Source organism: Streptomyces akebiae, assembly GCF_019599145.1.
In the GTDB taxonomy this organism is placed as follows: Bacteria; Actinomycetota; Actinomycetes; order Streptomycetales; family Streptomycetaceae; genus Streptomyces; species Streptomyces akebiae.
This window is the reverse complement of sequence record NZ_CP080647.1, coordinates 761333-785120: the sequence shown is the minus strand read 5'-3', so window position 1 is coordinate 785120 and position 23788 is coordinate 761333. Positions and strand designations below refer to the sequence as shown.

At 70.7% G+C, this 23788-nt stretch carries 17 protein-coding genes and 3 pseudogenes; 15 read left to right on the top strand and 5 right to left on the bottom strand.

Going from position 1 to position 23788, the window contains the following annotated elements; genetic code table 11:
- Positions 1-706: 706 nt before the first annotated feature.
- Together istA and istB are read left to right on the top strand one after the other, a co-directional pair.
- Positions 707-2337, top strand: a pseudogene (gene istA / locus K1J60_RS47040) (IS21 family transposase).
- The gene (gene istB / locus K1J60_RS03435) at positions 2334-3149 is read left to right on the top strand and encodes an IS21-like element helper ATPase IstB (protein WP_220644850.1); all 816 of its coding nucleotides are present in this window, start codon (positions 2334-2336) and stop codon (positions 3147-3149) included. Before istA ends, istB begins: the two are co-directional and overlap by 4 nt.
- A 60-nt stretch (positions 3150-3209) precedes the next feature.
- Here istB and tap read toward each other — a convergent pair.
- Positions 3210-4410: pseudogene (gene tap, locus K1J60_RS03430) on the bottom strand (telomere-associated protein Tap); the annotation flags it as partial.
- Here tap and K1J60_RS03425 point away from each other — a divergent pair.
- The 3 genes from K1J60_RS03425 (at position 4336) to K1J60_RS03415 (ending at position 5552) form a co-directional block, all read left to right on the top strand.
- Positions 4336-4857: an alpha/beta fold hydrolase gene (locus K1J60_RS03425; RefSeq protein ID WP_220644849.1), complete on the top strand. Its 522-nt coding sequence runs from the start codon at positions 4336-4338 to the stop codon at positions 4855-4857. The pseudogene tap and the gene K1J60_RS03425 overlap by 75 nt on opposite strands.
- A 111-nt stretch (positions 4858-4968) precedes the next feature.
- Positions 4969-5172 carry a hypothetical protein gene (locus K1J60_RS03420; RefSeq protein ID WP_259407533.1) on the top strand — a complete coding sequence of 68 codons (204 nt, stop codon included), beginning with the start codon at positions 4969-4971 and terminating at the stop codon, positions 5170-5172.
- A 221-nt stretch (positions 5173-5393) separates the two neighbouring features.
- The gene (locus K1J60_RS03415) at positions 5394-5552 is read left to right on the top strand and encodes an ABC transporter ATP-binding protein (RefSeq protein WP_220644848.1); all 159 of its coding nucleotides are present in this window, start codon (positions 5394-5396) and stop codon (positions 5550-5552) included.
- A 604-nt stretch (positions 5553-6156) separates the two neighbouring features.
- Here K1J60_RS03415 and K1J60_RS45575 read toward each other — a convergent pair.
- Positions 6157-6393, bottom strand: a pseudogene (locus K1J60_RS45575) (DNA cytosine methyltransferase); the annotation flags it as partial.
- Positions 6394-6429: 36 nt separating this feature from the next.
- Positions 6430-8049: a PucR family transcriptional regulator gene (locus tag K1J60_RS03405; protein ID WP_220651251.1), complete on the bottom strand. Its 1620-nt coding sequence runs from the start codon at positions 8047-8049 to the stop codon at positions 6430-6432.
- Positions 8050-8341: 292 nt separating this feature from the next.
- Here K1J60_RS03405 and K1J60_RS03400 point away from each other — a divergent pair, with 292 nt between their 5' ends.
- The 3 genes from K1J60_RS03400 to K1J60_RS03390 are packed head-to-tail and all read left to right on the top strand — an operon-like array spanning position 8342 to position 13919.
- On the top strand, positions 8342-9610 hold the full coding sequence (locus tag K1J60_RS03400) for an aspartate aminotransferase family protein (RefSeq protein ID WP_220644847.1): 1269 nt from the start codon (positions 8342-8344) through the stop codon (positions 9608-9610).
- On the top strand, positions 9607-12483 hold the full coding sequence (locus K1J60_RS03395) for an FAD-binding and (Fe-S)-binding domain-containing protein (protein WP_220644846.1): 2877 nt from the start codon (positions 9607-9609) through the stop codon (positions 12481-12483). The genes K1J60_RS03400 and K1J60_RS03395 overlap by 4 nt, the downstream gene beginning before the upstream one ends.
- Entirely contained in the window at positions 12480-13919 is a 1440-nt protein-coding gene (locus tag K1J60_RS03390) for an NAD-dependent succinate-semialdehyde dehydrogenase (RefSeq protein ID WP_220644845.1), read from the top strand. Before K1J60_RS03395 ends, K1J60_RS03390 begins: the two co-directional genes overlap by 4 nt.
- 130 nt (positions 13920-14049) lie before the next feature.
- Here K1J60_RS03390 and K1J60_RS03385 read toward each other — a convergent pair whose 3' ends face one another.
- Complete coding sequence (locus K1J60_RS03385; RefSeq protein WP_220651250.1) at positions 14050-14793, bottom strand: IclR family transcriptional regulator; 744 nt, start codon at positions 14791-14793, stop codon at positions 14050-14052.
- 324 nt (positions 14794-15117) lie between these two features.
- Entirely contained in the window at positions 15118-15864 is a 747-nt protein-coding gene (locus tag K1J60_RS03380) for an IclR family transcriptional regulator (protein WP_220651249.1), read from the bottom strand.
- A 283-nt stretch (positions 15865-16147) separates the two neighbouring features.
- Between K1J60_RS03380 and solA the strand changes: the two genes are divergently transcribed.
- The 7 genes from solA (at position 16148) to K1J60_RS03345 (ending at position 23776) form a co-directional block, all read left to right on the top strand.
- Complete coding sequence (gene solA, locus K1J60_RS03375; RefSeq protein ID WP_220644844.1) at positions 16148-17287, top strand: N-methyl-L-tryptophan oxidase; 1140 nt, start codon at positions 16148-16150, stop codon at positions 17285-17287.
- A 2-nt stretch (positions 17288-17289) separates the two neighbouring features.
- Entirely contained in the window at positions 17290-18351 is a 1062-nt protein-coding gene (locus K1J60_RS03370) for a M14 family metallopeptidase (RefSeq protein WP_259407532.1), read from the top strand.
- Between the two features lie 77 nt (positions 18352-18428).
- Positions 18429-19532, top strand: a complete 1104-nt coding sequence (locus K1J60_RS03365) for an ABC transporter substrate-binding protein (RefSeq protein WP_220644842.1) — start codon at positions 18429-18431, stop codon at positions 19530-19532.
- Positions 19525-20664, top strand: coding sequence for an ABC transporter ATP-binding protein (locus K1J60_RS03360; protein ID WP_220644841.1), 1140 nt, complete (start codon positions 19525-19527; stop codon positions 20662-20664). Before K1J60_RS03365 ends, K1J60_RS03360 begins: the two co-directional genes overlap by 8 nt.
- A gap of 3 nt (positions 20665-20667) precedes the next feature.
- A complete protein-coding gene (locus K1J60_RS03355; RefSeq protein ID WP_220644840.1) occupies positions 20668-21558 on the top strand; it encodes an ABC transporter permease in 891 nt (296 codons plus the stop codon).
- The gene (locus K1J60_RS03350; protein ID WP_220644839.1) at positions 21555-22421 is read left to right on the top strand and encodes an ABC transporter permease; all 867 of its coding nucleotides are present in this window, start codon (positions 21555-21557) and stop codon (positions 22419-22421) included. The genes K1J60_RS03355 and K1J60_RS03350 overlap by 4 nt, the downstream gene beginning before the upstream one ends.
- Entirely contained in the window at positions 22418-23776 is a 1359-nt protein-coding gene (locus K1J60_RS03345) for an aminotransferase class III-fold pyridoxal phosphate-dependent enzyme (protein WP_220644838.1), read from the top strand. The genes K1J60_RS03350 and K1J60_RS03345 overlap by 4 nt, the downstream gene beginning before the upstream one ends.
- Positions 23777-23788: the final 12 nt, after the last annotated feature.

The following is a 23788-nucleotide window of genomic DNA, read 5'->3' as shown; positions in this document are numbered from 1 at the left end:
ATGCCACGCCGCCGGCCGGTCCCCTGGGCGATGACGGCGGCGGACATGGTGGGGGTGGCCTTCAGCAACTCGCGGATCGCGGGCTCGAACGCATCGCCCGCGAAGCCGGCCGGGACACGCGTGTACTTCCGCGGCCGGGCGGTTCACAGCCTTCTTCACGGTGTTCTTCGAGATGCCCAGGTGCCGGGCGACAGCCCGGACAGGCACGCTGTCGGCGTGGTGCAGCCTGCGGATCTCTGCCCAGTCCTCCACCCGGATCGCCCTCTCCTCCTGGCTCCCTGGTAGGGCCAGGATGGCCAGAAGATCCCGGAGTGGGGCACGAGTGTCAGGGGCGGCGCCACACGTCGATACCCCTGCGCAGACGTTCCACCTTCGTACGAAGACATCTCGGGCTGACGTGCGTGTCGACGCGGAGGCAGCTGATCCCTGGCGGACCCGCTCATGCGCGCGGCCGAGGTAGTCGGCGCAGCCCAAGCCGAGAGCGACCGAGACGCTTGCGAGGGTCGACGGCGCCCGGTGTTGTCCCAAGGCGGCAGGCTCCAGCCTGGCTGTGACGTTGTCCAACGGCCCCGGCGTGACGTCTTCCAGCGGCCCCAGTTGATGGGGCTCGCGGGTGCATTGGGGGGTGGTGACGGGGCGAAGTGGCCCCACCTCAGCTCTTGCGGTGAGACGGTTCCTGTGGTTTTCGGCAGGGGCGGTGCTGTGGATGTCTTTGTCCAAGCAAGAGCTGTTCGACCGGATCCGGCGGGACAGCTGGCAGCGGCAGATGTCGATCCGGGCTCTGTCGAAGAAGTACGGCGTCCACCGCCGACTCGTACGCGAGGCTTTGTCCTCGCCGGTGCCCACGCCGCGCCGTCGGCCGGTGCGGACGTCGCCTCGGATGGAGCCGTACAAGAAGACGGTCGATGCCTGGCTGCGGGCTGATCTGGAAGCTCCGCGCAAGCAGCGGCACACCGTGCGGCGGATCACTGCGCGGATCGAGGAGGAGTTCGGCGAGGCGATCCCGTATCCGACGGTCCGGGACTACGTCGCGGCCCGCCGCAAGGAGATCGCCGCCCAGGTGGGAGCGCCCGTTGAGGCGTTCGTGACCCGGCACAACGCGCTCGGCGCGGATGCCGAGGTCGACTTCGGGGACGTCTACGTGGACCTGGCCGGCCAGCGCACCCGCTGCTATCTGTTCGCCTTCCGGCTGGCCTACTCGGGCAAGGCCGTGCACCGCATCTCACGATCGTGAGGTCAGCAGGCGTTCTTCGAAGGCCACGTCCACGCGCTGACCACGCTGAACGGGGTGCCGGCCGGCCAAGTTCGCTACGACAACCTCACTCCGGCCGTGAAGAAGGTGGTCTTCCACAGTCGCTCGCGGGAGGAGAACCCGCGCTGGACCGCTTTCCACGAGTACTACGGATTCACCCCGTTCTACTGCGAGCCGGGACTGCGCGGCGCCCACGAGAAAGGCGGTGTCGAAGGCCAGGTCGGCTACTTCCGCCGCAACTACCTCACCCCGGTGCCGCAGGTGGACAGCCTGGATGAACTCAACGCCCGATTAGCCGAGTTCGAGGCGAAGGAGGACGAGCGGCGGATCGGTGCGAGGATGCGGACGATCGCGCAGGACTTCGCCCGCGAGGCCGGTCACCTGCTGCCGTTGCCGGACGATCCGTTCACCACCGGCATCACACTCACGCCCCGCGTCGACCGCTATGGCCTGATCACCGTGAAGATGTGCCGGTACTCGGTCCCGGTCCGCTACATCGACCGCAAGGTCACTGTCACCCTCACCTGCGACGACCTGACCGTCTATGACGGCCGGCGGGAGATTGCCCGACACCGGCGGCTGACCGAACGTGGTGCCGAACACCTCGTGCTGGACCACTACCTGGAAGCCCAGCTGACCAAGCCGGGGGCGCTGGAACGCTCCGAGGCCCTCCACCAGGCCCGCGCCGAAGGCACCTTCACAGCCGTCCATGAAGCGTTCTGAGCCGCCGCCAAGAAGGCCCTCGGCGATGCCGAGGGAACGAAAGCCCTGGTGAAGGTGCTGTTGCTGCACCGGCATCAGCAGCACGGCGACGTGGTGGCCGGGATCCACGGGGCTCTCGGGGCGGGCACCTTCAACGAGGACGTCATCGCGCTGGAGGCCCGCAAGGCGGCCCAGACGGCCGGGCGGCACCGACCGTCACCGCAGACACCCTAGCCCCGGAGCCGCTGGATCGGGACCCGGCCCAGGTCACCCCGCTGACTCCGCGTCGTCTCGCCCATGCTTTGCCCGCCGACCAGCGTCCGCTGCCCCGCTTGGAGCAGTGGGACGAGTTGTTGCAGCTTCGCCGGAAGGACTCATCATGACCACCGCCCATCACGCGCTGACCGCGCAGGCATCCGACGCGGCGATCGACACCGCCTGCCGCCTGCTGCGGCTGCCCACCAGGCGAGCCCAGGCCGCCGACACGATCGCCCGGGCCGAACGCGAAGGCCTTTCCTACGCGGGTTTTCTCGCCGAGTTGCTGATGGCCGAATGCGAGGACCGGGACCGGCGCCGGGCCGAACGCCGCATCCGAGCAGCTCACTTCCCCCGCGAGAAGTCGCTGCGGGAGTTCGACTACAGCGTCAATCCCCACGTCGATCCTGCGGTCATCCACAATCTCGCCACCTGCGAGTGGATCGCCAAGGGGCACCCGCTGTGTCTGATCGGGGACTCCGGCACGGGCAAGTCGCACCTGCTGATCGCGCTGGGCACCGCAGCCGCCATGGCCGGCTACCGCGTCCGCTACACCACCGCCGCAGCCCTGGTGAACGAACTGGTCGAAGCGGCCGACGACAAGCAGCTGGGCAAGACCATCGCCCGCTACGGACGGGTCGACCTTCTCGAAATCGACGAGCTGGGCTACCTGGAGCTCGACCGCCGTGGCGCGGAAATGCTCTTCCAGGTCCTCACTGAACGCGAGGAAAAGAACAGCATCGCGATCGCTTCCAACGAGGCGTTCACCGGCTGGAGCCGGACCTTCACCGACCCACGGCTCTGCGCGGCGATCGTGGACCGCCTCACGTTCAACGCCACCATTATCGAGACCGGAACCGAGTCCTACCGCCTGGCCCGCACGAAGGCGCAGAAGAACGACGCCGCGAAGTACACCGTCACGACGCCACGGAGTAGCTGAGATCAGTCGCGGTGAGCGAGGCAGGCACCAAACGCAGCCACATCGTGCCTCGTTCGCGGTCTTGCCGTCGGCGTCGTAGGGCAGGACGTCGAGCGGGCTGGGGCCGTCGGCCGCGTACACCGCGCAGTCCGAGAGGACCGCGACCGGGTAACGGCCGGTGGCCGCCGCGAGGTTGAGCATCTTGCGGTGCATGTTGATGCGGGCCCGGGAGATGACGGTGGCGCGGATGTCGGGGCGCCATGTCGGGCGGGCGAGGGCGGGCCAGGCCTGACCCGGCTTCCAGCCCCCGCCGCGCGCCTTCTCCTGCAGCTTGCCGATGCCGCCCTTCACGGTCATCTTGACCGCGTCCACCACGATCCCCAGCTCCGGATCACGCTGCTTGTAGCCGTCCATCGCCTCCAGGCACTCGGCCGGGGACAGCTTCTCCGCGACGCCGAGGTCCGCCATGGTGGCGACATAGGCATCACGCAGCCGCTTGTACCAGCCGTCCAGGAACCGGCCGCTCTCCGGCCGCACCCATGCCTCCAGCGGTGTGACGTCGTAGCCGAGTTCGACGGCCTACGCCACGGTGGGGGTGGCGTACCAGGCCGGGCCCTCGGGGCGCTTGCCGGTCGGCGTGAACGGGCTGGGCAGCAGCACGCCGTCCAGGTCGCGCCACTGCTTGCCGACCTTCACCCGGGACAGGTCGACGTGGGAGAGGTCGACCAGCCAGGAGCCGGCCGCCGCCGCATCGAAGACCGGGCGGGTGACGTGCACGGGAGGTGCGGCCAGGCCGACGACGGCGCCGTTGGCGGCCGCACCGAAGGCGAGGTTCACATCCAGGCCGACCAGGTGCCGCTGCATGCACTCGTCATCGCTCAGGTCCCGCGCCCAGTCGTAGGCCTCCTCGAACAGCCTCTCATCGGGCCCGCGCACGTGGAAGCGGGGCAGATCGGCCAGGACGGGGTGCCCGTCGGTCGCCTCGCACGGCGCGGGGTCCAACGGCTCCGTACCCAGCGAGCCTGGCCGGTGCTCGCGGTGCCGCCTGCCGCCTGCCGTTCTCGTCCGGCTCGCTGGCGCGGGTCGGGGGGCTGAGCGCGGTCATCAGCTGCAGCCCCGTCACGGCGGTGGAGCCGACCGGCGTCATCACCCGGGTCGCGTACACCCCCAGCACCCTGGCGAGTTCCGCAGGCTCAAGTTGGGCGGCATGGCCCCAGGCACGGCCGTCCAGGGCCCGCCAGCAGGGGATGCACAGCTGCACGCACTGACGGCGGCTGCCCTGTACATCCAGTCGGACGACAACGAAGGCGAACTGGTGGGGCCGTCGCTGCGTGCCGACCCCACCGTGATCGGCGCACTGCGCTTGGACCTAGCGTCGCAGGACACCGCCTACCGCCGGCAGCTGCGTCAGGCATTCTTCGGTGACGTGGATCCGGACGCCGCCGGGGCCGCCCTCGGCCTGCTTTCCCCCGACGCCCCGGTCGGTATCGCACTCGGTGCCACCACCCTGACCCGAGACGGCTGGGGATCGATTCCACGCACCTACGTCACCTGCGCGCAGGACATGGCGATACGCCCGGCAGCGCAGCGCAGATTCATCACGGAAGCCGACGCCGCTTTCCCGGACAATCCGACATCCGTGGTGGCGCTGGACGCCTCCCACTCGCCGTTCCTGTCGATGCCGGACCAGGTTGCGGACATCGTCAAGGAGCTGGACCGTCGGGCGTAGGGTCGGCGGTCCCTTGGGAGTAGTGCCCTGTCGTGCTGTCGCTGCCCGGGAGGTCCTGGATGCCGTCGGTATGGGCTGTCGGAACAGCGGGAGCTGGGCGCTCGCCGTCGTGTGGCCGAGCTGCGGGAGGAGGCCGACCGCATCCAGGCCGAGCTGGCCGTGGCCGAGCGGGAATGGCAGGAGTGGGCCATCGCCCGCTCGCGGGTCGGCGAGGTGCTGGCCCCGGCGGACGAAACCATGCAGGACCACGCCCCGGGCCGACCGGACCGCGCAGGCCGCCGAGCAGCGGACCGGAAAGATTTCGCAGGTGCCTGATGCGGCGACGGCGAAGTCGCAGGAACCGGTGTGGCACGAGGGGCTGGACGGCTGCGCTCCCTGTGAGGCCGACCTCCGGCGATCCGCTCGGACCCGGTTTCCTCAAGCGGACGGCGTCGGCAGGAACACGCGAGAAACCGCGTCGGCGTCGTGGTGGATGGTGTGCGTGCACGGCCGCAACTCGTTTCAGGTGCCGGGCAGGGCACCGGTGCAGCTCGGTCATGGAGGCGGGGCCGACCCATCTGGTGGCGCACGAGCCGGCGCACCCGTACACCCGCGCCCTTCTGTCGGCCGCCCCGGTGGCCGATCCGGAGGTGCAGCGGCAACGGCGCAGTGTGACGGCGGCGGCCGCCCGGCCGACACCCCCGGGCAGCCGCTGAGCGGATGCGCGTTCGCCTCCCTGTCCGTTCGCGACGGAGCCGTGCCGGCAGAGCCGTCCCGAACCTCGCGAGCTGGCCGACGGGCGGGTCGTGACCTGCCACCGCTATCCGGAATGGCGGCAGGAGGTTCCGGCCGACGCGTCTGTGTCCTCACTGACGAGCACCTCGCCGAAGGCCTGATCCGCATCGCGATCCCACCGACCAACCGCGGCCGCATGCCTGGCCGGTGCCGCCGACGCACGCGAGCGCCGCGGCGAGGTCGCCGCACCGCGCCCCGCTTACTTGGGCTGACGTCCGAAAGAGTCCGTTTGAATCGATGGTCAGCGCATGCGTTCGGGCGCTCTGACGTGACAGGAACTGTGTATGCGATACGCCCCGCCCGGCCTCTGACAGCCGAGTTCTACCACCTGCGGATAGAGACCTCCTACGGCCGCGCCACGTCCGCCGACCTGGTCCACTGGCAGCCGCAGGGCACTGCCTTCGGCGTCGGCCTGCCCGGCCGCTTCGACCGGCAGGCGGTGTGGACCACGCATCCCATCCCGCACGGCGATGGTCCACACCGGGGTGCGTGGACTGGCGGCAGGCGGCTGGCCGGCGTGAGCGGAGGGGAAGGGTCGGGGCCGCCTCCTGGTCCGCCGTCGGCACACACCGTGGGGACGGGCCGCCCGGTGGCGACCCAGCCGAGGGCCTCGGCCATGGACACCCACCGGGCGCCACCCGGACCGAACAGCGACTCGGGCTCGGCGACCTGGGCATGGGCGGGCGAGGGCGGTTCGGCGGTACGGACGCGGGAGGCGAGCAGGAAGGCGCGCTTTCGCGTCCGGGGTACGCCGTAGTCGGCGTCGGCGCTGCGTGAGCCGAGGTTTCCCGGGAGCCGTCAGCGCACTCGCAGCATGTCGAGAGCCGTGAGGGCCACGTGCAGTTCGGTGCGCTGTGCGCCGGATTCGAGGTCACAGTCGAGGAGGCGTTCGACGGTGCGCAGGCGTTGGTAGAACGTCTCGCGCGACAGACCGCCGCGGCGGGCGGCGCTGGTCTTGTTGCCGGCCACGTCGAGGTAGTGGCGGAGGGTCGTCAGCAGGTCGGTGCCGTGTCGGGCGTCGTGATCGAGGAGCCGGCCGAGTCGTCGTTCGGCGTATTCCTGGATCCGGGTGTCCTCGCGGAGCGCGTACAGCAGGCGGCGCAGGTCGACATCGCGGAGTTCGTGGAAGGAGCGGCCCGCAGGGAGAGGCTGGTCGGGTGGGGTGGCCTCGGCCACGCGGCTCGCCTGGTGGAAGGAACGAGGAGTGTCAGTGAGGTGGTCGACCTCCAGGCCGACGCTCACGACGGCCCGCGGGGAAAGGTCGCGCGCCATGTGGCTCAGCCGTTCGACCACGGGTTGCCAGGGGTGTGAGGGGCTCAGGGCGAGCAGTACTCCCAGGCGGCCGGGGGACAGTTCGCCGGTGAGTGCCGGGATTCCCGTGGCGCGCAGGACTTGGGAGAGGCGGGCCTCGGGATGCGCTGTGGTGTCCATTGCGGGGAGGTCCACCACGACCGTGAGGAAGCGGCTGTTCTCGGTGGGCAGGCCCAGTGCGGCCAGCCGGGCGCAGGCGTCCGCTGCGGAGCGGTGGCGCTGCTCGACGAGGTCGCGCAGGGCGTTGCGGTGCGCGGTGCCTTCCCAGGGGGTCGGGTGGGTGAGGCGCGCGACGGTCAGGGCCATCGCCGTCCTTTCCAGGACGGTGATGTGCTCCGGTCCGAAGGGCGGTTCGGTGGTGGGGACGGGCAGCATGGCCACGCGGCCCCAACGTTCACCTTGATACTCGACCGATGCCGTGAGCCAGCCTTCCGGGCCGCGTCGGCTCGTGCGGTCGCCGGGCGGCGTCGCTCTGGAGCGTTGCTCCCAGTCGGTGAGCGCTTCCTCCAGGGTGGCGCCGGAGGGTTCGCAGATCAGTGCCTGGTGGACCAGATTTTCCAGGACGACCGTGCGGCCGCTCATCTCGGCTGCCGCGCGTATGACGTCCTCCGGTCCGGCGCCGCGCAGCGTCAGCGTGGTGAACGCCTCGTGGATGCGCTGGGTGCGGCGCATCGCCTCGGCCTGGTGGCCGAGGATGAGGCCGTGCACGACCTGGGTGACCTCGAGGAAGTTGACGTCCTTGGCGAGGGTGATCAGGGGCAGCCCGCGGGTGCGGCAGGCGTGGACGAGTGCGTCCGGCGGGCGGTGGTAGCGCCGTACGAGTTCGATGACCAGGGCCGCCGCCCCGATGCGGGCGAGTTCGTCGACGTAGCGTTGGATGCCTGCGGACTCCTCGGGCAGGGGCATGCCGGTGGTCAGAACGAGTTCGCCGCCCTTGAGGAAGGACGCGGGATCCGTCAGCTCGGTGATGTGGACCCAGCGGACCGTCCGGTCGAGCAAGGTCACGCCGGTCACGACCTGGGGCCGGCCGGCGGCCAGGACCGGCAGAGCAAGGACGTCGGCGACGGTGAGGGCGCGGGCGGGCGGGGTGCGGTCCTGGCCGCCCATGTCCGGCGGTCGTGCCGTCGAACGGCTGTCGTTCACGGTGTCTCCATGGGGGTGCCCCGCCCGAGCGAAGCCGAGAGGGGGAGTGCCCGGCCACTGTGACAAGCCTTGCTGACCTGCGCAAGGGCGTCCTGTCTCGGTGGATGAGGCGGTGAGCGCCGTGGTTCCGGCCCGTGCTTGACAGAACGTCCGAACAGCGGGCCCGTACCGGACAGATCGCGCGTTGGCTCGCCGCCGGGCGGCGGAGATGCTCGGGACACCGCAGCAGACCGAACATCGAGGCCGGGAGACGAACATGACCGCACTGTCGCCGCACCTTCGCCAGGCCACGCCAGTGGTGGCGGTCCGGGGCGAGGGCGTCCACCTCTACGGTGAGGACGGCCGCCGCTACCTCGACTTCACCGCCGGTATCGGCGTCACCAGCACCGGGCACTGCCATCCGAAGGTCGTGGCGGCGGCGCAGGAGCAGGTGGGCACGCTGGTGCACGGCCAGTACACGACCGTCATGCACCGGCCGCTGCGGCAGCTCGTCGAGAAGCTCGGCGAAGTGCTGCCGGCCGGCCTGGACAGCCTGTTCTTCACCAACTCCGGCAGCGAGGCCGTCGAGTCCGCGCTGCGTCTTGCCCGCCAGGCCACCGGCCGGCCGAACGTCATCGTGTGCCACGGCGGCTTCCACGGTCGTACGGTCGCCGCCGCCTCCATGACCACCTCCGGTACCCGCTTCCGCTCCGGTTTCTCGCCGCTGATGAGCGGTGTGGTCGTCACCCCGTTCCCGTCGGCGTACCGCTACGGCTGGGACGAGGAGACCGCCACCCGCTTCGCCCTGCGGGAGCTGGACTACACCCTCCAGACGATCTCCTCGCCCGCCGACACGGCCGCGATCATCGTCGAGCCGGTACTCGGCGAGGGCGGCTACGTGCCCGCCACCCGCGCCTTCATGGAAGGCCTGCGGGAGCGTGCGGACCGCCACGGCTTCCTGCTCATCCTGGACGAGGTGCAGACCGGCGTCGGCCGCACCGGCCGCTTCTGGGGCCACGACCACTTCGGTGTCACCCCGGACATCCTCGTCACCGCCAAGGGCCTGGCCAGCGGCTTCCCGCTGTCCGGCATCGCAGCCTCCGAGGAACTGATGGCCAAGGCATGGCCGGGCTCGCAGGGCGGCACCTACGGCGCCAACGCCGTGGCGTGCGCGGCGGCCGTCGCCACCCTCGACGTCGTACGCGACGAGAGGCTCGTCGAGAACGCCGACGCGATGGGCAAGCGGCTGCGTCACGGCCTGGAGGCGGTGGCCGACCGCACGCCGGGCATCGGTGACGTTCGGGGCCTGGGCCTGATGCTGGCCACCGAGTTCGTCACCGAGGACGGCAGCCCCGACCCCGAGACCGCCGCCCGTGTGCAGCGAGCCGCCATCGACGAGGGCCTGCTCCTGCTGCTGTGCGGCGCGTGGAACCAGGTCGTGCGCATGATCCCGGCGCTCGTCATCGACGAGACGGCGGTGGACGAGGGCCTCCAGGCGTGGGCGACCGCGGTGGAAGCCGGTACCTCAGGAGCATCGCCGCGATGAGCGAGAGCGTGGCGCGGCTGACCGCCCGCCTCACCGAGACGGCTCCCGGCCTGCGGGTGGAGTCCGGCCAGGGCGCCCTCGGCCAGTACGCCTACGACGCCTCCAACTACCGTGTCCCCCCGCAGGCTGTGGCCTTCCCCCGCAGCGCCGACGACGTGGTCGCGGTGCTGCGGGCCTGCAAGGAGACGGGCGTCCCCGTCACCGCGCGCGGCGGCGGGACCAGCATGGCCGGCAACGCGGTCGGGCCGGGCGTCGTCCTGGACTTCTCCCGGTACATGAACCGGATCCTGGACATCGACCCGGCCGGCGGGACCGCGCGTGTCGAGGCCGGAGTCGTCCTCGACGCGCTGCAGAGCGCGACCGCCCTGCACGGGCTCTCCTTCGGCCCCGACCCGTCCTCGCACAGCCGCTGCACACTCGGCGGCATGATCGGCAACGACGCGTGCGGCAACCGGTCCGTGCGGCACGGGCGTACCAGCTCGCACATCGAGGCGCTGGAGATCGTGACGGTCGACGGCGTGCGCGCCGTCGCCGACCGCACCGGACTGCACGCGGTGGACCCGCAGGACGCCGGACCCCTCGCCCGTCTCGAGGCGGAGGTACGCCGTCTGATCGCGGACAACCTGGCGCCGATCCGTACCGAGCTGGGCCGCATTCCCCGTCAGGTCTCCGGCTATCAGCTGCACCACCTGCTGCCCGAGCACGGCTTCGACATGGCCCGCGCCCTGGTCGGCACCGAGGGCTCCTGTGCGGTCGTCACCGCCGCGACGGTCCGCTTGGTGGCGACCGCACAGGCTTCCACGCTTCTCACTCTCGGCTACGACGATGTCGTCGACGCGGCCGAGGACGTGCCGGAGATCCTGCGCTGGAATCCCACCGCCGTGGAGGGCATGGACGAGGCGATCGTCGCCACCATGCGCGCCCGCCGCGGCCCGGACTCCGTGACCGGACTGCCCGAAGGGCGGGCCTGGCTGTACGTCGAACTCGACGGCGACGACGAGGCCACGGTCAACACCCGCGCGGCCCAGCTCCTCGACGTGCTCAAGGCACAGGGCCGGATGACCGGCGGGCGGGTCGTGGAGAGCGCGGCCGAACGGCGCTCCTTGTGGCGCGTCCGCGAGGACGGGGCCGGCCTGGCCGCCCGCCTCGTCGACGGTGGGGAGTCCTGGCCCGGCTGGGAGGACTCGGCGGTCGCGCCCGAGAACCTCGCCGGCTATCTGCGGGACTTCCGCGAGTTGCTCGCCTCCCACGTACTCACCGGCGTGATGTACGGGCACTTCGGCGCGGGGTGCGTCCATGTGCGCATCGACTTCGACCTCGCGACGGACGTGGGCCGCACTGCCGCCCGCCGCTTCCTGCACGAGGCGGCCGCCCTGGTCGTCGCGCACGGCGGGACCCTGTCCGGCGAGCACGGCGACGGGCGGGCGCGCGGTGAGCTGCTGGAGGTCATGTACAGCCATCGCATGATCCGGGCCTTCGCCGCCTTCAAGGATGTGTTCGACCCCGAGGGGCTGCTCAACCCGGGCGTGATCGTGGCCCCGGCCCCGCTCGACGCCGATCTCGCGCTGCACCAGATCCAGCCCCTGGCGACGGAGTTCTCCTTCCCGCATGACGAGGACGGCTTCGCGGGCGCGGTACGACGCTGCGTCGGCGTGGGCCGCTGCCGCAGCGACGCGGGCGGTGTGATGTGCCCGAGCTACCGGGCCACCGGGGAGGAGACAGACTCCACCCGGGGCCGGGCCCGACTCCTCCAGGAGATGGTCCGGGGCGACCTCGTCGAGGACGGCTGGCGCTCGACGGAGGTACGGGACGCCCTCGATCTGTGTCTGTCCTGCAAGGCGTGCTCCAGTGACTGCCCGGTCGGCGTCGACATGGCCACGTACAAGGCGGAGTTCCTGCACCAGCACTACAAGGGCAGGATCCGGCCCCGCTCCCACTACTCGCTGGGCTGGCTGCCGCTGACCTCGGCCCTGGCCGGATTCGCCGCCCGCCCCCTCAACGCGCTGCTGCGCGGACCGGTCGGCAAGCTGCTCGCCCGGCTGGGAGGGGTGACCACGAAGCGCCGGATCCCGGCCTTCGCCTCCCGGCGCGCGCTCCGCGGGGCCCTGCGCAAGGCGAGGACCGGTGAACCGGCGAAGGCCCTGCTCTTCGTCGACAGTTTCACCCGCGCCTTCCGCCCCGAGGTGGCGGGCGCCGCGAGCCGCGTGCTCGCCGACGCCGGCATCCCGTGCACGGCCGAGGACGGCCTGTGCTGCGGCCTGACCTGGGTCAGCACCGGCCAGCTGTCCACGGCCCGTCGCATCATGGCCCGTACGGTCGCCCACCTCGACAACGGTGACGAGCGGCCCATCATCGTGGCCGAACCCAGCTGCGCCGCCGCACTCAAACGCGACGTGCCCGAGCTCCTCGGCACGGACGCCGCCCGTCGGGTCGCGGAGCGCGTCCACACCTTCACCGGCGCCCTGACCGACCTGGCCGCGCCGGACTGGACCCCGCCGGAGCTGCCGGCCGACGTCGTCCTGCAGACCCACTGCCACGAGTACGCCACCTTCAAGGGCAGCCGCCCCACCGACCTGCTGCGCCGATTGGGTGTGGCCAAGGTCGACGAGGCCGAGGGCTGCTGTGGACTCGCCGGGAACTTCGGCTTCGAGGCGCAGCACTATGACACCTCGATGGCCGTCGCCGACCTCGCCCTCAAGCCACGACTCGACGGCATCGACGCCGAGGGACGGACCGTCGTCGTGGCCGACGGCTTCAGCTGCGCCACCCAGATCGACCACCTCGCCGGTGACCGGGGCATCCGCGCCCTGCACCTCGCGGAACTGCTGGACCCCACCGCCGATCAAGCCGCTCGACCAGGAGGAACCCCATGACCGACACCCCCACGCAGTTGTTCATCGGCGGGGCCTGGGTGGACGCCTCGGACGGCGCCACCATGCCCGTGGACGACCCCGCGACCGGTGAGATCATCGCGCACGTCGCCGACGCGGGCGCCAAGGACGCCCAGCGCGCCGAGGAGGCCGCCGTCCAGGCGCAGGAGGAGTGGGCCCGTACGGCGCCCCGGGTCCGCAGCGAGATCCTGCGCCGGGCCTACGAGATCATCGTCGAGCGCACCGACGAGCTGGCCCACCTGATGACGGCCGAGATGGGCAAGCCCCTGGCCGAGGCCAGGGGAGAGGTGGCGTACGCGGCTGAGTTCTTCCGCTGGTTCTCCGAGGAGGCCGTGCGTATCGAGGGCGGCCACGGCGTCCTGCCCGACGGCCGCAACCGCATGCTGCTCTCCCGCCGCCCGGTCGGCCCCTGTCTGCTGATCACCCCGTGGAACTTCCCGCTGGCCATGGGCACCCGCAAGATCGGCCCGGCGATCGCCGCCGGCTGCACGATGATCCTCAAGCCGGCCCCGCAGACCCCTCTGTCCAGCCTGGCTCTCGCCGCGATCCTGAAGGAGGCCGGGCTGCCGGACGGCGTGCTCAACGTCGTCACCACCTCCCGTGCGGGGGAGGTGTGCGAACCGCTCCTGCGCGGCGGGCGGATTCGCAAGTTGTCCTTCACCGGCTCCACCAACGTGGGACGCCTGCTGCTCGCCCAGAGCGCGGAGGCGGTCGTGCGGACCTCGATGGAGCTGGGCGGCAACGCGCCGTTCGTCGTGTTCGAGGACGCCGACCTGGACAAGGCGGTCGACGGCGCGATGGTCGCCAAGATGCGCAACATGGGCGAGGCCTGCACCGCCGCCAACCGCTTCTTCGTCCACTCCTCCGTGGCGGAGGAGTTCGGGCGGCGCCTGGCCGAGCGCATGGGCGCGCTGGTCGTGGGCCCCGGCACCCGGGACGGTGTCGACGTCGGCCCGCTGATCGACAGGGTCGGACGGGCCAAGGTCGAGGAACTGGTGGCCGACGCGGTGGAGCGCGGCGCCCGGGTGCTCGTCGGCGGCCGTACGCCCGAGGGGCCGGGCTGCTTCTACCCGCCGACCGTGCTCACCGACGTCGCCTCCGACAGTCGCCTGATGGACACGGAGATCTTCGGCCCGGTCGCGGCGATCCTCACCTTCGACGACGAGGACGAGGTGATCCGCCGCGCCAACGACACCCCCTGGGGACTCGTCGGCTACGTCTTCACCGAGGGCCTGGACCGCGCCCTGCGGGTCAGCGAGCGTCTGGAGGTCGGCATGGTCGGCGTCAACACCGGCCTCGTCTCCAACCCGGCCGCCCCCTTCGGCGGTGTCAAGCAGTCCGGGCTCGGCCGCGAGGGCGGCCGGGTCGGGCTCGACGAGTTCCTGGAGTACCAGTACCTCGCGGTGCCTGTGCGATGACGGCGGTCCTGCCCTGACCTACGCCGCATCGCGCACCGCGCGGGCCACGCCGTGCCCGGCCGCTCTGTCCTCCTGGCCGGGCACGGGGAGGGCCCTGCCTCGCGGCGGGCGGGCCGGGCCGAAGGCGCCCTCAGCGCAGGTGGCGTGCGGTGATCTCCGCCGCCGTCTCGGTCACCAGTCGCCCCAGCTCCGCGAGCCGACCGGGCTCGAAGCGTGAATCAGGCAGGGAGACGGCCACGGCGGCCAGCGGGACGCCCTCACCGTCCAGGACGGGTGCGGCGATGGCGCAGATCCCCTGGAGGTACTGGTTGTGGTTGACGGCGTAGCCACGCTCCCTGACCCGCTGGAGCTCCGTGCGCAGCTCCTCGGCGTCGGTGATGGTGTCCTCGCCGTACCCCTCGAAGGTGCCCGTCGCGAACTCGTCGACCTCAGGACGCGGGAGATGGGAGAGGATCGCGTGCCCGGTGGCCGTGGCGTGCAGGGGTGAGGTGTCGCCGATGGTGTGGAAGGTCCGTACGGGATGGTCGCAGTCGACGCGGTCGACGACGACCATGCTGTGCAGTGCGTCGGGCACCGAGAGGTGGATGGTCTCGTTGACCGTGTCGCGGAGGCGGATCATGGGTTCGCGGGCGGCGGCGAACAGGCTGGAGCCCTGCAGGGCTGCGGGCCGTACGGCCAGCACCCGGGCGCCGATCTCCCAGCGCGTGGTGTCCCTGCGGTTGGCCCGGAGCCAGCCCGCCTCGTTGAGGGTGACCAGAGTGCGCTGCACGGTCGACTTCGGCAGGCCGAAGAGTTTCGTCAACTCGCCCACGGTGACCGGCTGATGCCGGGCGACCGCCTCCAGGATGCGCAGTGACCTGATGACGCTCTTCATTTCCATCCGGGGCCCCCATCAGTCGCGTGGCTTCGTCGCTCACCTTGACTCCCTCCCCGGAGCCGCAGGCACGTTCATGCCGCATTCTAGCATGGCGTTCCACAATACGGCATGGGGGATGAGGCCCATGGCCTTCCATCGATGAGCGGCGGGTGTTCGCTTCTGCCCCCGTCGCGCCGTGCCGCGCGGTGGCCGCCCGGGCCCGACACCCCCGCAGGGCCCGGGGTGACGGCTGCCCTGACAAGCGGAGAGGGCCGGCTCGCACGCTTCGACGCGTGCAAGCCGGCCCTCTCCGGCGGGGCCTTCTTGGGCCACCACCTTCCGTCAGCCGCCCAGTAGGCGTCCGCTGATCTCCTCTGCCGCGCCGGCCACGAGGCCACCCCACTCGGACTCCCGTTGCACGTCGTACCGGGAGTCGGGCATCGAGATGGCCACGGCGGCCAACGGTGTCCCGCTCTCGTCGAGCACGGGTGCGGCGAGGGCGCAGACGCCCGGCCGGTACTGGTTCCGGTTGATCGCGTAGCCGTCGGCGCGGATCCGGTCCAGTTCGGCGCGCAGCTCGTCGGGGTCGGCGGGGGTCGTGTCGCTGAAGCGCTCCAGGCCCTGGGCGATGAGTTCCTCGACGTCCTGCTTCGAAAGCTGGGAGAGGATCGCGCGCCCGGTGGCCGTGGCGTGCAGCGGTGACGTGTCGCCGATGGTGTGGAAGGTCCGTACGGGATGGTCGCAGTCGACGCGGTCGACGACGACCATGCTGTGCAGTGCGTCGGGCACCGAGAGGTGGATGGTCTCGTTCACCGTGTCGCGGAGGCGGATCATGGGTTCGCGGGCGGCGGCGAACAGGCTGGAGCCCTGCAGGGCTGCGGGCCGTACGGCCAGTACACGGGCGCCGATCTCCCAGCGGGTGGTGTCCTTGCGGTTCGCGCGCAGCCAGCCCGCCTCCGCCAGGGTGACCAGGGTGCGCTGCACGGTCGACTTCGGCAGGCCGAAGAGTTTCGTCAACTCCCCGACGGTGACCGGCTGATGCTGGGCGACCGCTTCCAGAACCCGCAGCGATCTCGTGACGCTCTTCATTTCCATCCGGTTTCCCCCCGTTAATCCGCGGAATTTCTGCTGGACACCTCTTGACTCCCCTCCGAGCCACTGTCATTCTCGTGCCAGATTCTAGCACAGCGTTCCACAATGTGGCACGGCCCAAGCGGATGGATCCCGAAGAAGTGGGCCGGTACCGCGAGACACGGCGGCTGTGAGCCAAGGGCCCGAAGAAAGGGCCCGGCCCCCGTCCAAACCGACTCGAATCGACCAGTCTCACGTCGGGCGCTCAGCATGCGCCTCGACGTTACGAAAGGAAAGTCCTGTGTCAGCTGCCAGGAAGCGCGTCGCCGTCGTCGGCGTCGGAACGATGGGCAGCCAGGCCGCCTGGCGGCTGGCGGCCCGAGGCGCCGAGGTCGTCGGGTACGACCGGTTCGCCCCCGGCCACGACCGCGGTGCCGCAGGCGGTGAGACCCGGATCTTCCGCAGCGCGCACTTCGAGGACTCCCGCTACGTCCCGCTGCTCAAGCACGCCGACGCCCTGTGGGAGCAACTGCAGCAGGAGACCGGCCGTGAGCTGCGCCGGCTGACCGGATGTCTGCTGATGGGGCCGACCGGGCACCACCAGATGGCCACCGTCCTGGAGTCCATCGCGGAGCACGACCTCGACCACGAGGTGCTGGATGCCGAGCTTCTGGCGAAACGTTTCTCCCAGTACCGCATCGAGGACGGCGACGCGGCCGTGCTCGACCGCCGCGCCGGTTTCATCCGCCCGGAGCTGACCATCCAGAGCGCCGCCCGCCGCGCCGAGCAGCTGGGCGCGGTGATCCACCGCTACAGCACGGTCCGCGAGATCGTCCCCGTCGCGGGTGGCGTAGAGATCCGCACCGACGCCGGCAGCGAGCGCTTCGACACCGCCGTCGTCACCCCCGGCCCCTGGGTCAACGACCTGCTGCCCGACCTGCCGTGGGAGGTGGACGTCCGCCGCCTGGTCAGCGCCTGGTACGTGCCGACCGCCCCCGAGGCCTGGTTCGGCGAGGAGCGCCCGGCGTTCATCCGCACGGCACCCACCCACTGCTACGGCCTGCCCTCCCCGGACGGCATCTCCGTCAAGCTCGGCCTCTCCCGGGCCCTGCACCAGCCCGCGGGCGACCCGAACCAGCTGGACCGGACGGTGCAGCCCGAGGAACTGGAGATCTTCTCCGAGCTGATCGGGCGTCACATGCCGGACCTGCACCCGGACCCGACCCGCCTCTCCGTCTACATGGAGGGCTACACCGAGAGCAGCCGCCCCCTGGTCGGCCCCCTGCCCGGCGCCGAGAACGTGATCCTGCTCGCCGGCTTCTCCGGCCACGGCTTCAAGCTCTCGCCCGCCTTCGGTGACATCGCCGCCGACCTGGCTCTGGACGGCACCTCGCCCCAGCCCATCGACTTCATCTCCACCGTCGGCCGTACGGAGGCATGACCATGAACGACACCACCCTCACCGTCGGCTCCATCGAAGCCCAGCCCGGCACCAAGGTCCGCGGCACCGTCCGGGTCGACCTCGGCACCCTCACCGTCGACATCCCGCTGACCCTGGTCAACGGCGTCCGCCCCGGCCCCCGGGTCGTCATCACCGCGGGCGTGCACGGCGGCGAGTTCACGCCCATCGACGCCGTCGTACGACTGGCGGACAGGCTGGAACCCGGCCAGGTGCACGGGCAGGTGATCATCTGCCCCGTCGCCAACCCGCCCGCCGTGTACGAGGGCAGGCTCAACATCTCCCCGGTCGACGGCGTGAACCTCAACCGCGTCTTCCCCGGCGACCCGGCAGGCGGCCCCACCGAGCGGCTGGCCGCCTGGCTCTTCACCCACCTGGTCGACGGCGCCGACGTCTACGTCGACCTGCACTGCGGCGGCATCGACCAGGTCCTGCGGGACTTCGTCGGCTACCGCCTCACCGGTGACCCGGACCTCGACAAGGCCACGGGCGAACTGGCAGGCTCCTTCGGCATCGAGGACGTCATCCTCGGACTGAAGGCCGACGGCGGCAACAGCCACGCGGCCGCCGCCCGCCGGGGCATCTCGGCGGTCCTGGTCGAGGTCGGCTCACTCGGACAGCGGGACGAGCCCACGGCCCTGCGCCGCGTCGACGGACTCCTCACGGCACTGCGCCACCTGGGCGTCCTCGATCAGGACGGATCCGCCCCGGCCCCGATCCGTGAGTGGGTCTGGTCCGCCGGCGTCACCGCCGAGGCCACCGGCCTGTGGTACCCGGAGTTCTCCTTCGACGCCGACGTCATCGGCGAAGTGAACGAAGGCGACCTCCTCGGCCGCATCGTCGACCCGGCCGACGGCACGGAGCACACGGTCCACGCCCCGGCCGGCGGACGGATCTTCTACGCCATGCACGGTCTCACCGTCGCCCCCGGCGCCGAACTCGCCGCCCTCGCCGTGCCGTGGGACCCCGACACGGCCGCGCGGACCGACACCCTCCGGACGCCCGGTGTGGGCGCCGGGTCCGACGAGGCGGGCCCCCGCGCCTAGACCACCGTTCCCACCATCCCCCTTTCCACGTCCCCAGCCGCCCCTCTTCTCACGGCCGCACCACCAGGAGGCACACAATGAAAGAAGCCCGGATAGACCGCAGACTGTTCCTGCGAGGAATAGGCGGGGTCACGGCGGGCGTCGCCGCCGCGACCACCCTCGGCGCCTGCGGCACCGGCACCAGCCGGTCCGTCGGCAGCGGCGGCAAGAGCGGCAAGACGGTGGTCGTCCGCGACAGCGGCGGTTCCTACGGCGCGGCCCTCCAGAAGGCGATCTACACGCCGTTCACCCAGGAGACCGGGATCGCCGTCAAGGTGCTCAACGTGGACGACGCCCCGCTGCTCGCCCAGATCAAGCAGGGCCGCCCGCAGTGCGACCTCATCAACAACTCGATGATGTCCCACAACAAGTACGTCAAGCAGGACGCGCTGGAGGCGCTGGACCCCGACCGGCTCAAGAGCCTGAAGAGCGCGAAGATCCCCGAGGCCCAGATCACCGACCATGCGATCGGCCACAGCTTCTACGGGCAGTGCATCGCGTACCGCACGGACGCGTTCGGCGGCGCCAAGCCGGAGTCGTGGGCGGACTTCTTCGACACCAAGGCGTTCAAGGGCGGCCGGTCGATGTGCAGCCCGTCCGGTGACTTGCCGGAGCTGGAGTTCGCGCTGCTGGCCGACGGCGTTCCCATGGACAAGCTGTACCCGCTCGATGTGGACCGTGCCTTCAAGGCGCTGACCCGGCTGCGAGGCGACATCAAGAAGTTCTGGGACAGCGGCCCGCTCCCCGGTGTGCTGCTCAGCCGCCAGGAAGTGACGATGTCCACCGTCTGGGACGGCCGGATCGCCGATCTGGAGAAGCAGGGCGTTCCGGTCACCCGGCAGCTGAACGGCATGCGCCGTCAGTTCTCGGGCTACGCCATCGCCAAGGACGCGGCCCACGTGGACAACGCCTACCTGCTGATGGATTTCGCGCTGCGCGCGGAGAGCCAGGCCGCCCTGGCGAAGGCGTTCCCGTCGAACCCGTCCTCCCCCCTGGCCTACGCCAAGCTCACCGAGAACGAGCGCAACGCGCTCGCGGGTGCGCCGAAGTACTACGACAAGGGCTTCGACGCAGATGTCGACTGGTGGCTGAAGAACGAACCGGCCGTCACCAAGCGCTGGCTGGAGTGGGCTCGTGGCTGAATTCGGTATCGCCACACCGTCCGTCAAGGTGGCCGGCAACAAGTCGGCCACCGCGACCGGCAAGTCGCTGTCGGTGGTGGCTCTGCGCAAGACCTACGGCGACGTCGTCGCCGTCGACGAGGCATCCATGGAGATCGCGGCCGGGGAGTTCGTCACTTTCCTCGGCTCCTCCGGGTCGGGCAAGACCACGACGCTGATGATGATCGCCGGGTTCTGCGAACCCGACTCCGGCACCATCTCCGTCGGGGACCGTGACGTCACCCGCCTCGCCCCGCAGAGGCGGAACCTGGGTTTCGTCTTCCAGCAGTACCTGCTCTTCCCTCACATGACCGTGAGCGAGAACGTCGCTTTCCCGCTGACGCTGCGCGGGGTGGGCAAGGACGAGATCCGCCGCCGGGTGGGCGAGACGCTGGAGATCGCGGGCCTGTCGGGGTTCGGTGGCCGTAAGCCGCGTGAGCTGTCCGGTGGTCAGCAGCAGCGTGTGGCCTTGTGCCGCGCGCTGGTCTACCGGCCGCCGGTCATCCTCATGGACGAACCGCTCGGCGCCCTGGACAAGAAGCTCCGCGACCAGCTCCAGGTCGAGATCAAGACCATCCAGCAGGAACTCGGCCTGACCGTCATCTACGTGACGCACGATCAGGAAGAGGCGCTGGTCATGTCGGACCGCATCGCGGTGATGCGCAACGGCCTGATCGAGCAGTTCGACACCCCCCGGGAGCTGTTCGAGCGGCCGAGGACGCCGTTCGTCGCGGACTTCCTCGGCGCGGCCAACTTCCTGCCCGGCCGCGTGGAGCGGCACACCGAAGAGCACACCCTCGTCCGCCTGGACAGGTCCGGCGGCTTGCTGGAGGCGCGCCGTCACCAGTTGGCCCTGGGTACGCAGGTGAAGGTCGCTGTGCAGCCGGGCCGGCTGCGGGCCGTCGCCACCGACGACGGGTTCTGTACCGGCACGGTCGAGATGGCCACCTACGTGGGCACCCTGGTCCGCGCGGGGGTGCGCATCGACGGCAAGGAGGCGCCGCTGCTGCGGCTGGAGGTCCCGGCCGGCCGTGGCCCGGTCGCCGGTGAGCGGGTCGGGATCTCCGCCGACCCCGAGGACGTCAACCTCTTCGCCGACGAACAGGGAGGGTGAGCCATGGCAGCCACCCTCACCGCGGGCGCTCCCGCCCGTCCGCGCAAGCTCCTGGCCTCGCGCCGGACCCGGGTCGGGATCCTGTACGCGCTGCCGGTCGTGGTCTATCTGCTGGTGCTGTTCGTCTACCCGATCTTCAGCACGCTGGTGCTGAGCCTGAAGGACGCCGACGGATCGTTCACCTTGCACTGGTACGCCGACGCCCTGACCGGGGTGAATCTGTCGGTGCTGTTCACCACGCTGCGGATCTCCGCCGAAACGGCCGTGCTCAGCCTGGTCTTCGGGTTCGTCCTGGCCCAGGCGATCACCCGGCTGAAGCCGGTGTGGGCGGGTCTGGCGATGCTGGTCGTGGTCGTCCCGCACTTCGTGTCCGCCCTGGTGCGCACCTACGGCTGGATCATCATGCTCGGCGACAAGGGCCTGGTGAACGAAACCCTGGCGTGGGCCCCGGGGGCGCCCTACCAGCTGCTCTACAACGAACTGGGCGTCGTCATCGGCACCACCTCGATGATGCTCCCCTACACGGTGCTGCTCCTTTATGGGGTGATGCGAGGGGTGGACCGGCGGCTGCTGGCGGCCGCGTCGAGCATGGGCGCGGGCAAGGTGACGATCTTCCGCCGGGTCTATCTGCCGCTGGTCGCGCCTGGCCTGGCCAGTGCCGGCCTGCTCAGCTTCATCCTGTCACTGGGGTACTACATCACTCCGGCCCTGATGGGCGGACCCAACCAGACGATGATCGCCACCCTCATCAACCAGCAGGTGACGAAGGAGAACCAGTGGAACGGGGCGGCCGCGCAGGGCGTCATCCTGCTGGTCCTCACCCTGGCCGGACTGCTGCTGGTCAAGGTCGTCAGCTCCCTGGGCGCCAGCCGTAAGAAGAGGAACGCCTCATGATGGAGCTGCGCAAGACCCTCACCGGCCGAATCGCCCTGACCGTCGTCGCCACCCTGATCCTGCTGTTCCTGGCCCTGCCGATCGTCGTCATCCTCGTCACCTCCTTCAGCAACAACGCCTTCGCCGCCTTCCCGCCCGAGGCGTGGACGCTGAACTGGTACAGGGCCCTCTTCGCCGACGGCAGCAAATGGCCCGCCGCGCTCTCCCTGAGCGCCCTGGTCGCCGCGCTGAGCACCGTGTTCTCCCTCATCATCGGGGTGACCGCGGCGACCGCCCTGGTCCGCAGCGAACTCCCGCTGCGCTCGGCGGTGTTCGCCCTGGTCCTCGGACCCCTGCTCATCCCGCAGATCGTCACCGCACTCGGGCTGTTCCTGCTCTTCGAGCCGGCCGCGATGCTCGGCAGCCCGATCGCCATCGCGCTCGGCCACACCGTGCTCGCCTCACCCATCGCGGTCCTGATCCTGATCGCCACCCTGCGCGGCATCGACGAACGCCTGGAGGACGCCGCCGCCAGCATGGGCGCCGGCCGCCTCACCATCGCCCGGAAGATCACCTTCCCCCTCGCCGCCCCCGGAATGATCGCGGCAGCGATCTTCTCCTTCATCACCAGCTTCGACGAGTTCTACATCTCCCAGTTCCTCTCGTCCGTCGACACCGTCACCCTGCCCGTGCAGGTCTACAACTCGCTCACCTTCGAGATCGACCCCAGTGTGACCGCAGTGAGCGCCATCCTCATCGCCTTCGCCGTCCTCGCCCTCGGCCTCGTCGCCCTGGTCCGCTGGATCGGCACCGGACGGCAGGAATCCCTGCTCTCGGTCGAGAACACGGTGGGCGTCGCCGCCCCCGGAGGTGAGACCGTATGATCGACACCGCTCAGCGGCACCTGCTGCTGCACATGACCGCCAACGGATCGCTCGCGATGCCGGGCCAGGAACTGTTCGTCGTCAGCCGCGGCGAGGGCCCGTACATCGACGACGCGGACGGCAACCGCTACATCGACGGACTGTCAGGGCTGTACTGCTGCCAGCTCGGCTACTCCTACGGCCCCGAGTTCGCCGAGGCGGCCGAGAAGCAGCTGCGCGAGCTGTGCTACAGCCCGCTGTGGTCCGGCTCCGCGCACCCCACGGCGATCGAACTCGCCGAGCGCCTGTCGCGGATCGCCCCCGTCGACATCGAGCACACCTTCTTCTCCAGCGGCGGCGCCGAAGCCGTCGAGACCGCCTGGAAGATCGCCCGCCGCTACCACGCTCTGCGCGGCGAACCGGGCCGCACCAAGGCCATCGCTCGGCGCGGCGCCTACCACGGACTGACCATCGGTGCCCTCTCCCTCACCGACGACCCCGGCCTGACGGAGCCGTACGGCCCGCCGGCGATCGACACCCGGTTCGTGGCCAACACCAACCGCTTCGGTCTCGCACCGGAATACGCGGACGACGGCCTGTACACGGCCCGGCTGCTCGCCGAGCTGGAGGACGCGATTCTGGCCGAGGGGCCGGAGACCATCGCCATGCTGATCGCCGAGCCGGTGCAGAACCGGGGCGGCTGCATCACCCCGCCCCAGGGTTACTGGCAGGGTCTGCGGGCGCTGGCCGACCGGTACGGACTCCTGCTCGTCGCCGACGAGGTGATCACGGCCTTCGGCCGCCTCGGGGAGTGGTTCGGCGGGGACCGCTACGGCGCCCGCCCGGACATGGTCACCGTTGCCAAGGGCATCACCGCCGGTTACGCCCCCCTGGGGGCGACTCTGGTCAGCCAGGGTGTCGTCGAGGTCATCAACCGGCCCGGCACGGTCCTCAACCACGGCTACACCTTCGCCGGGCACCCGCTGAGCGCGGCCATCGCCCTGCGCAACCTGGAGATCATGGAGCGGGACCGGATCCTGGAGAACGTCCGTGACCTCCAAGGCCACCTGGCGGGCCGCATGGCATCCCTCGCGGACCTGAGAATCGTCGGCGACGTCCGGGGAGCCGGGTTCTTCTACGCCTGCGAACTCGTCGGCGACCAAGAGGACGGCGGCTTCGGCGACACCGCCCGCGCCGACCTGATCGCCGACCTGATCCCGCGCCGGCTGCGCGAGGCCGGCCTCCTCGCCCGCGTCTACAACCGGTCCGCGCCACTGGTCCAGATCGCGCCCCCGCTGATCAGCGACCGGGCCCTTCTCGACCGTATCGCCGACATCCTCGCGGAGACCCTCGCCGAGGCGTCCACCCGCATCTGATCCATGTTTCGG

What these genes read in the sequence shown, in the direction of transcription:
- istB (WP_220644850.1), top strand. Translation starts at nt 2,334, where the DNA reads ATGACCACCGCCCATCACGCGCTGACCGCGCAGGCATCCGACGCGGCG.
- K1J60_RS03425 (WP_220644849.1), top strand. Translation starts at nt 4,336, where the DNA reads ATGGCCCCAGGCACGGCCGTCCAGGGCCCGCCAGCAGGGGATGCACAG.
- K1J60_RS03415 (WP_220644848.1), top strand. Translation starts at nt 5,394, where the DNA reads ATGGAGGCGGGGCCGACCCATCTGGTGGCGCACGAGCCGGCGCACCCG.
- K1J60_RS03405 (WP_220651251.1), bottom strand. Translation starts at nt 8,049, where the DNA reads ATGGGCGGCCAGGACCGCACCCCGCCCGCCCGCGCCCTCACCGTCGCC.
- K1J60_RS03400 (WP_220644847.1), top strand. Translation starts at nt 8,342, where the DNA reads ATGACCGCACTGTCGCCGCACCTTCGCCAGGCCACGCCAGTGGTGGCG.
- K1J60_RS03395 (WP_220644846.1), top strand. Translation starts at nt 9,607, where the DNA reads ATGAGCGAGAGCGTGGCGCGGCTGACCGCCCGCCTCACCGAGACGGCT.
- K1J60_RS03390 (WP_220644845.1), top strand. Translation starts at nt 12,480, where the DNA reads ATGACCGACACCCCCACGCAGTTGTTCATCGGCGGGGCCTGGGTGGAC.
- K1J60_RS03385 (WP_220651250.1), bottom strand. Translation starts at nt 14,793, where the DNA reads ATGAAGAGCGTCATCAGGTCACTGCGCATCCTGGAGGCGGTCGCCCGG.
- K1J60_RS03380 (WP_220651249.1), bottom strand. Translation starts at nt 15,864, where the DNA reads ATGAAGAGCGTCACGAGATCGCTGCGGGTTCTGGAAGCGGTCGCCCAG.
- K1J60_RS03370 (WP_259407532.1), top strand. Translation starts at nt 17,290, where the DNA reads ATGAACGACACCACCCTCACCGTCGGCTCCATCGAAGCCCAGCCCGGC.
- K1J60_RS03365 (WP_220644842.1), top strand. Translation starts at nt 18,429, where the DNA reads ATGAAAGAAGCCCGGATAGACCGCAGACTGTTCCTGCGAGGAATAGGC.
- K1J60_RS03355 (WP_220644840.1), top strand. Translation starts at nt 20,668, where the DNA reads ATGGCAGCCACCCTCACCGCGGGCGCTCCCGCCCGTCCGCGCAAGCTC.
- K1J60_RS03350 (WP_220644839.1), top strand. Translation starts at nt 21,555, where the DNA reads ATGATGGAGCTGCGCAAGACCCTCACCGGCCGAATCGCCCTGACCGTC.
- K1J60_RS03345 (WP_220644838.1), top strand. Translation starts at nt 22,418, where the DNA reads ATGATCGACACCGCTCAGCGGCACCTGCTGCTGCACATGACCGCCAAC.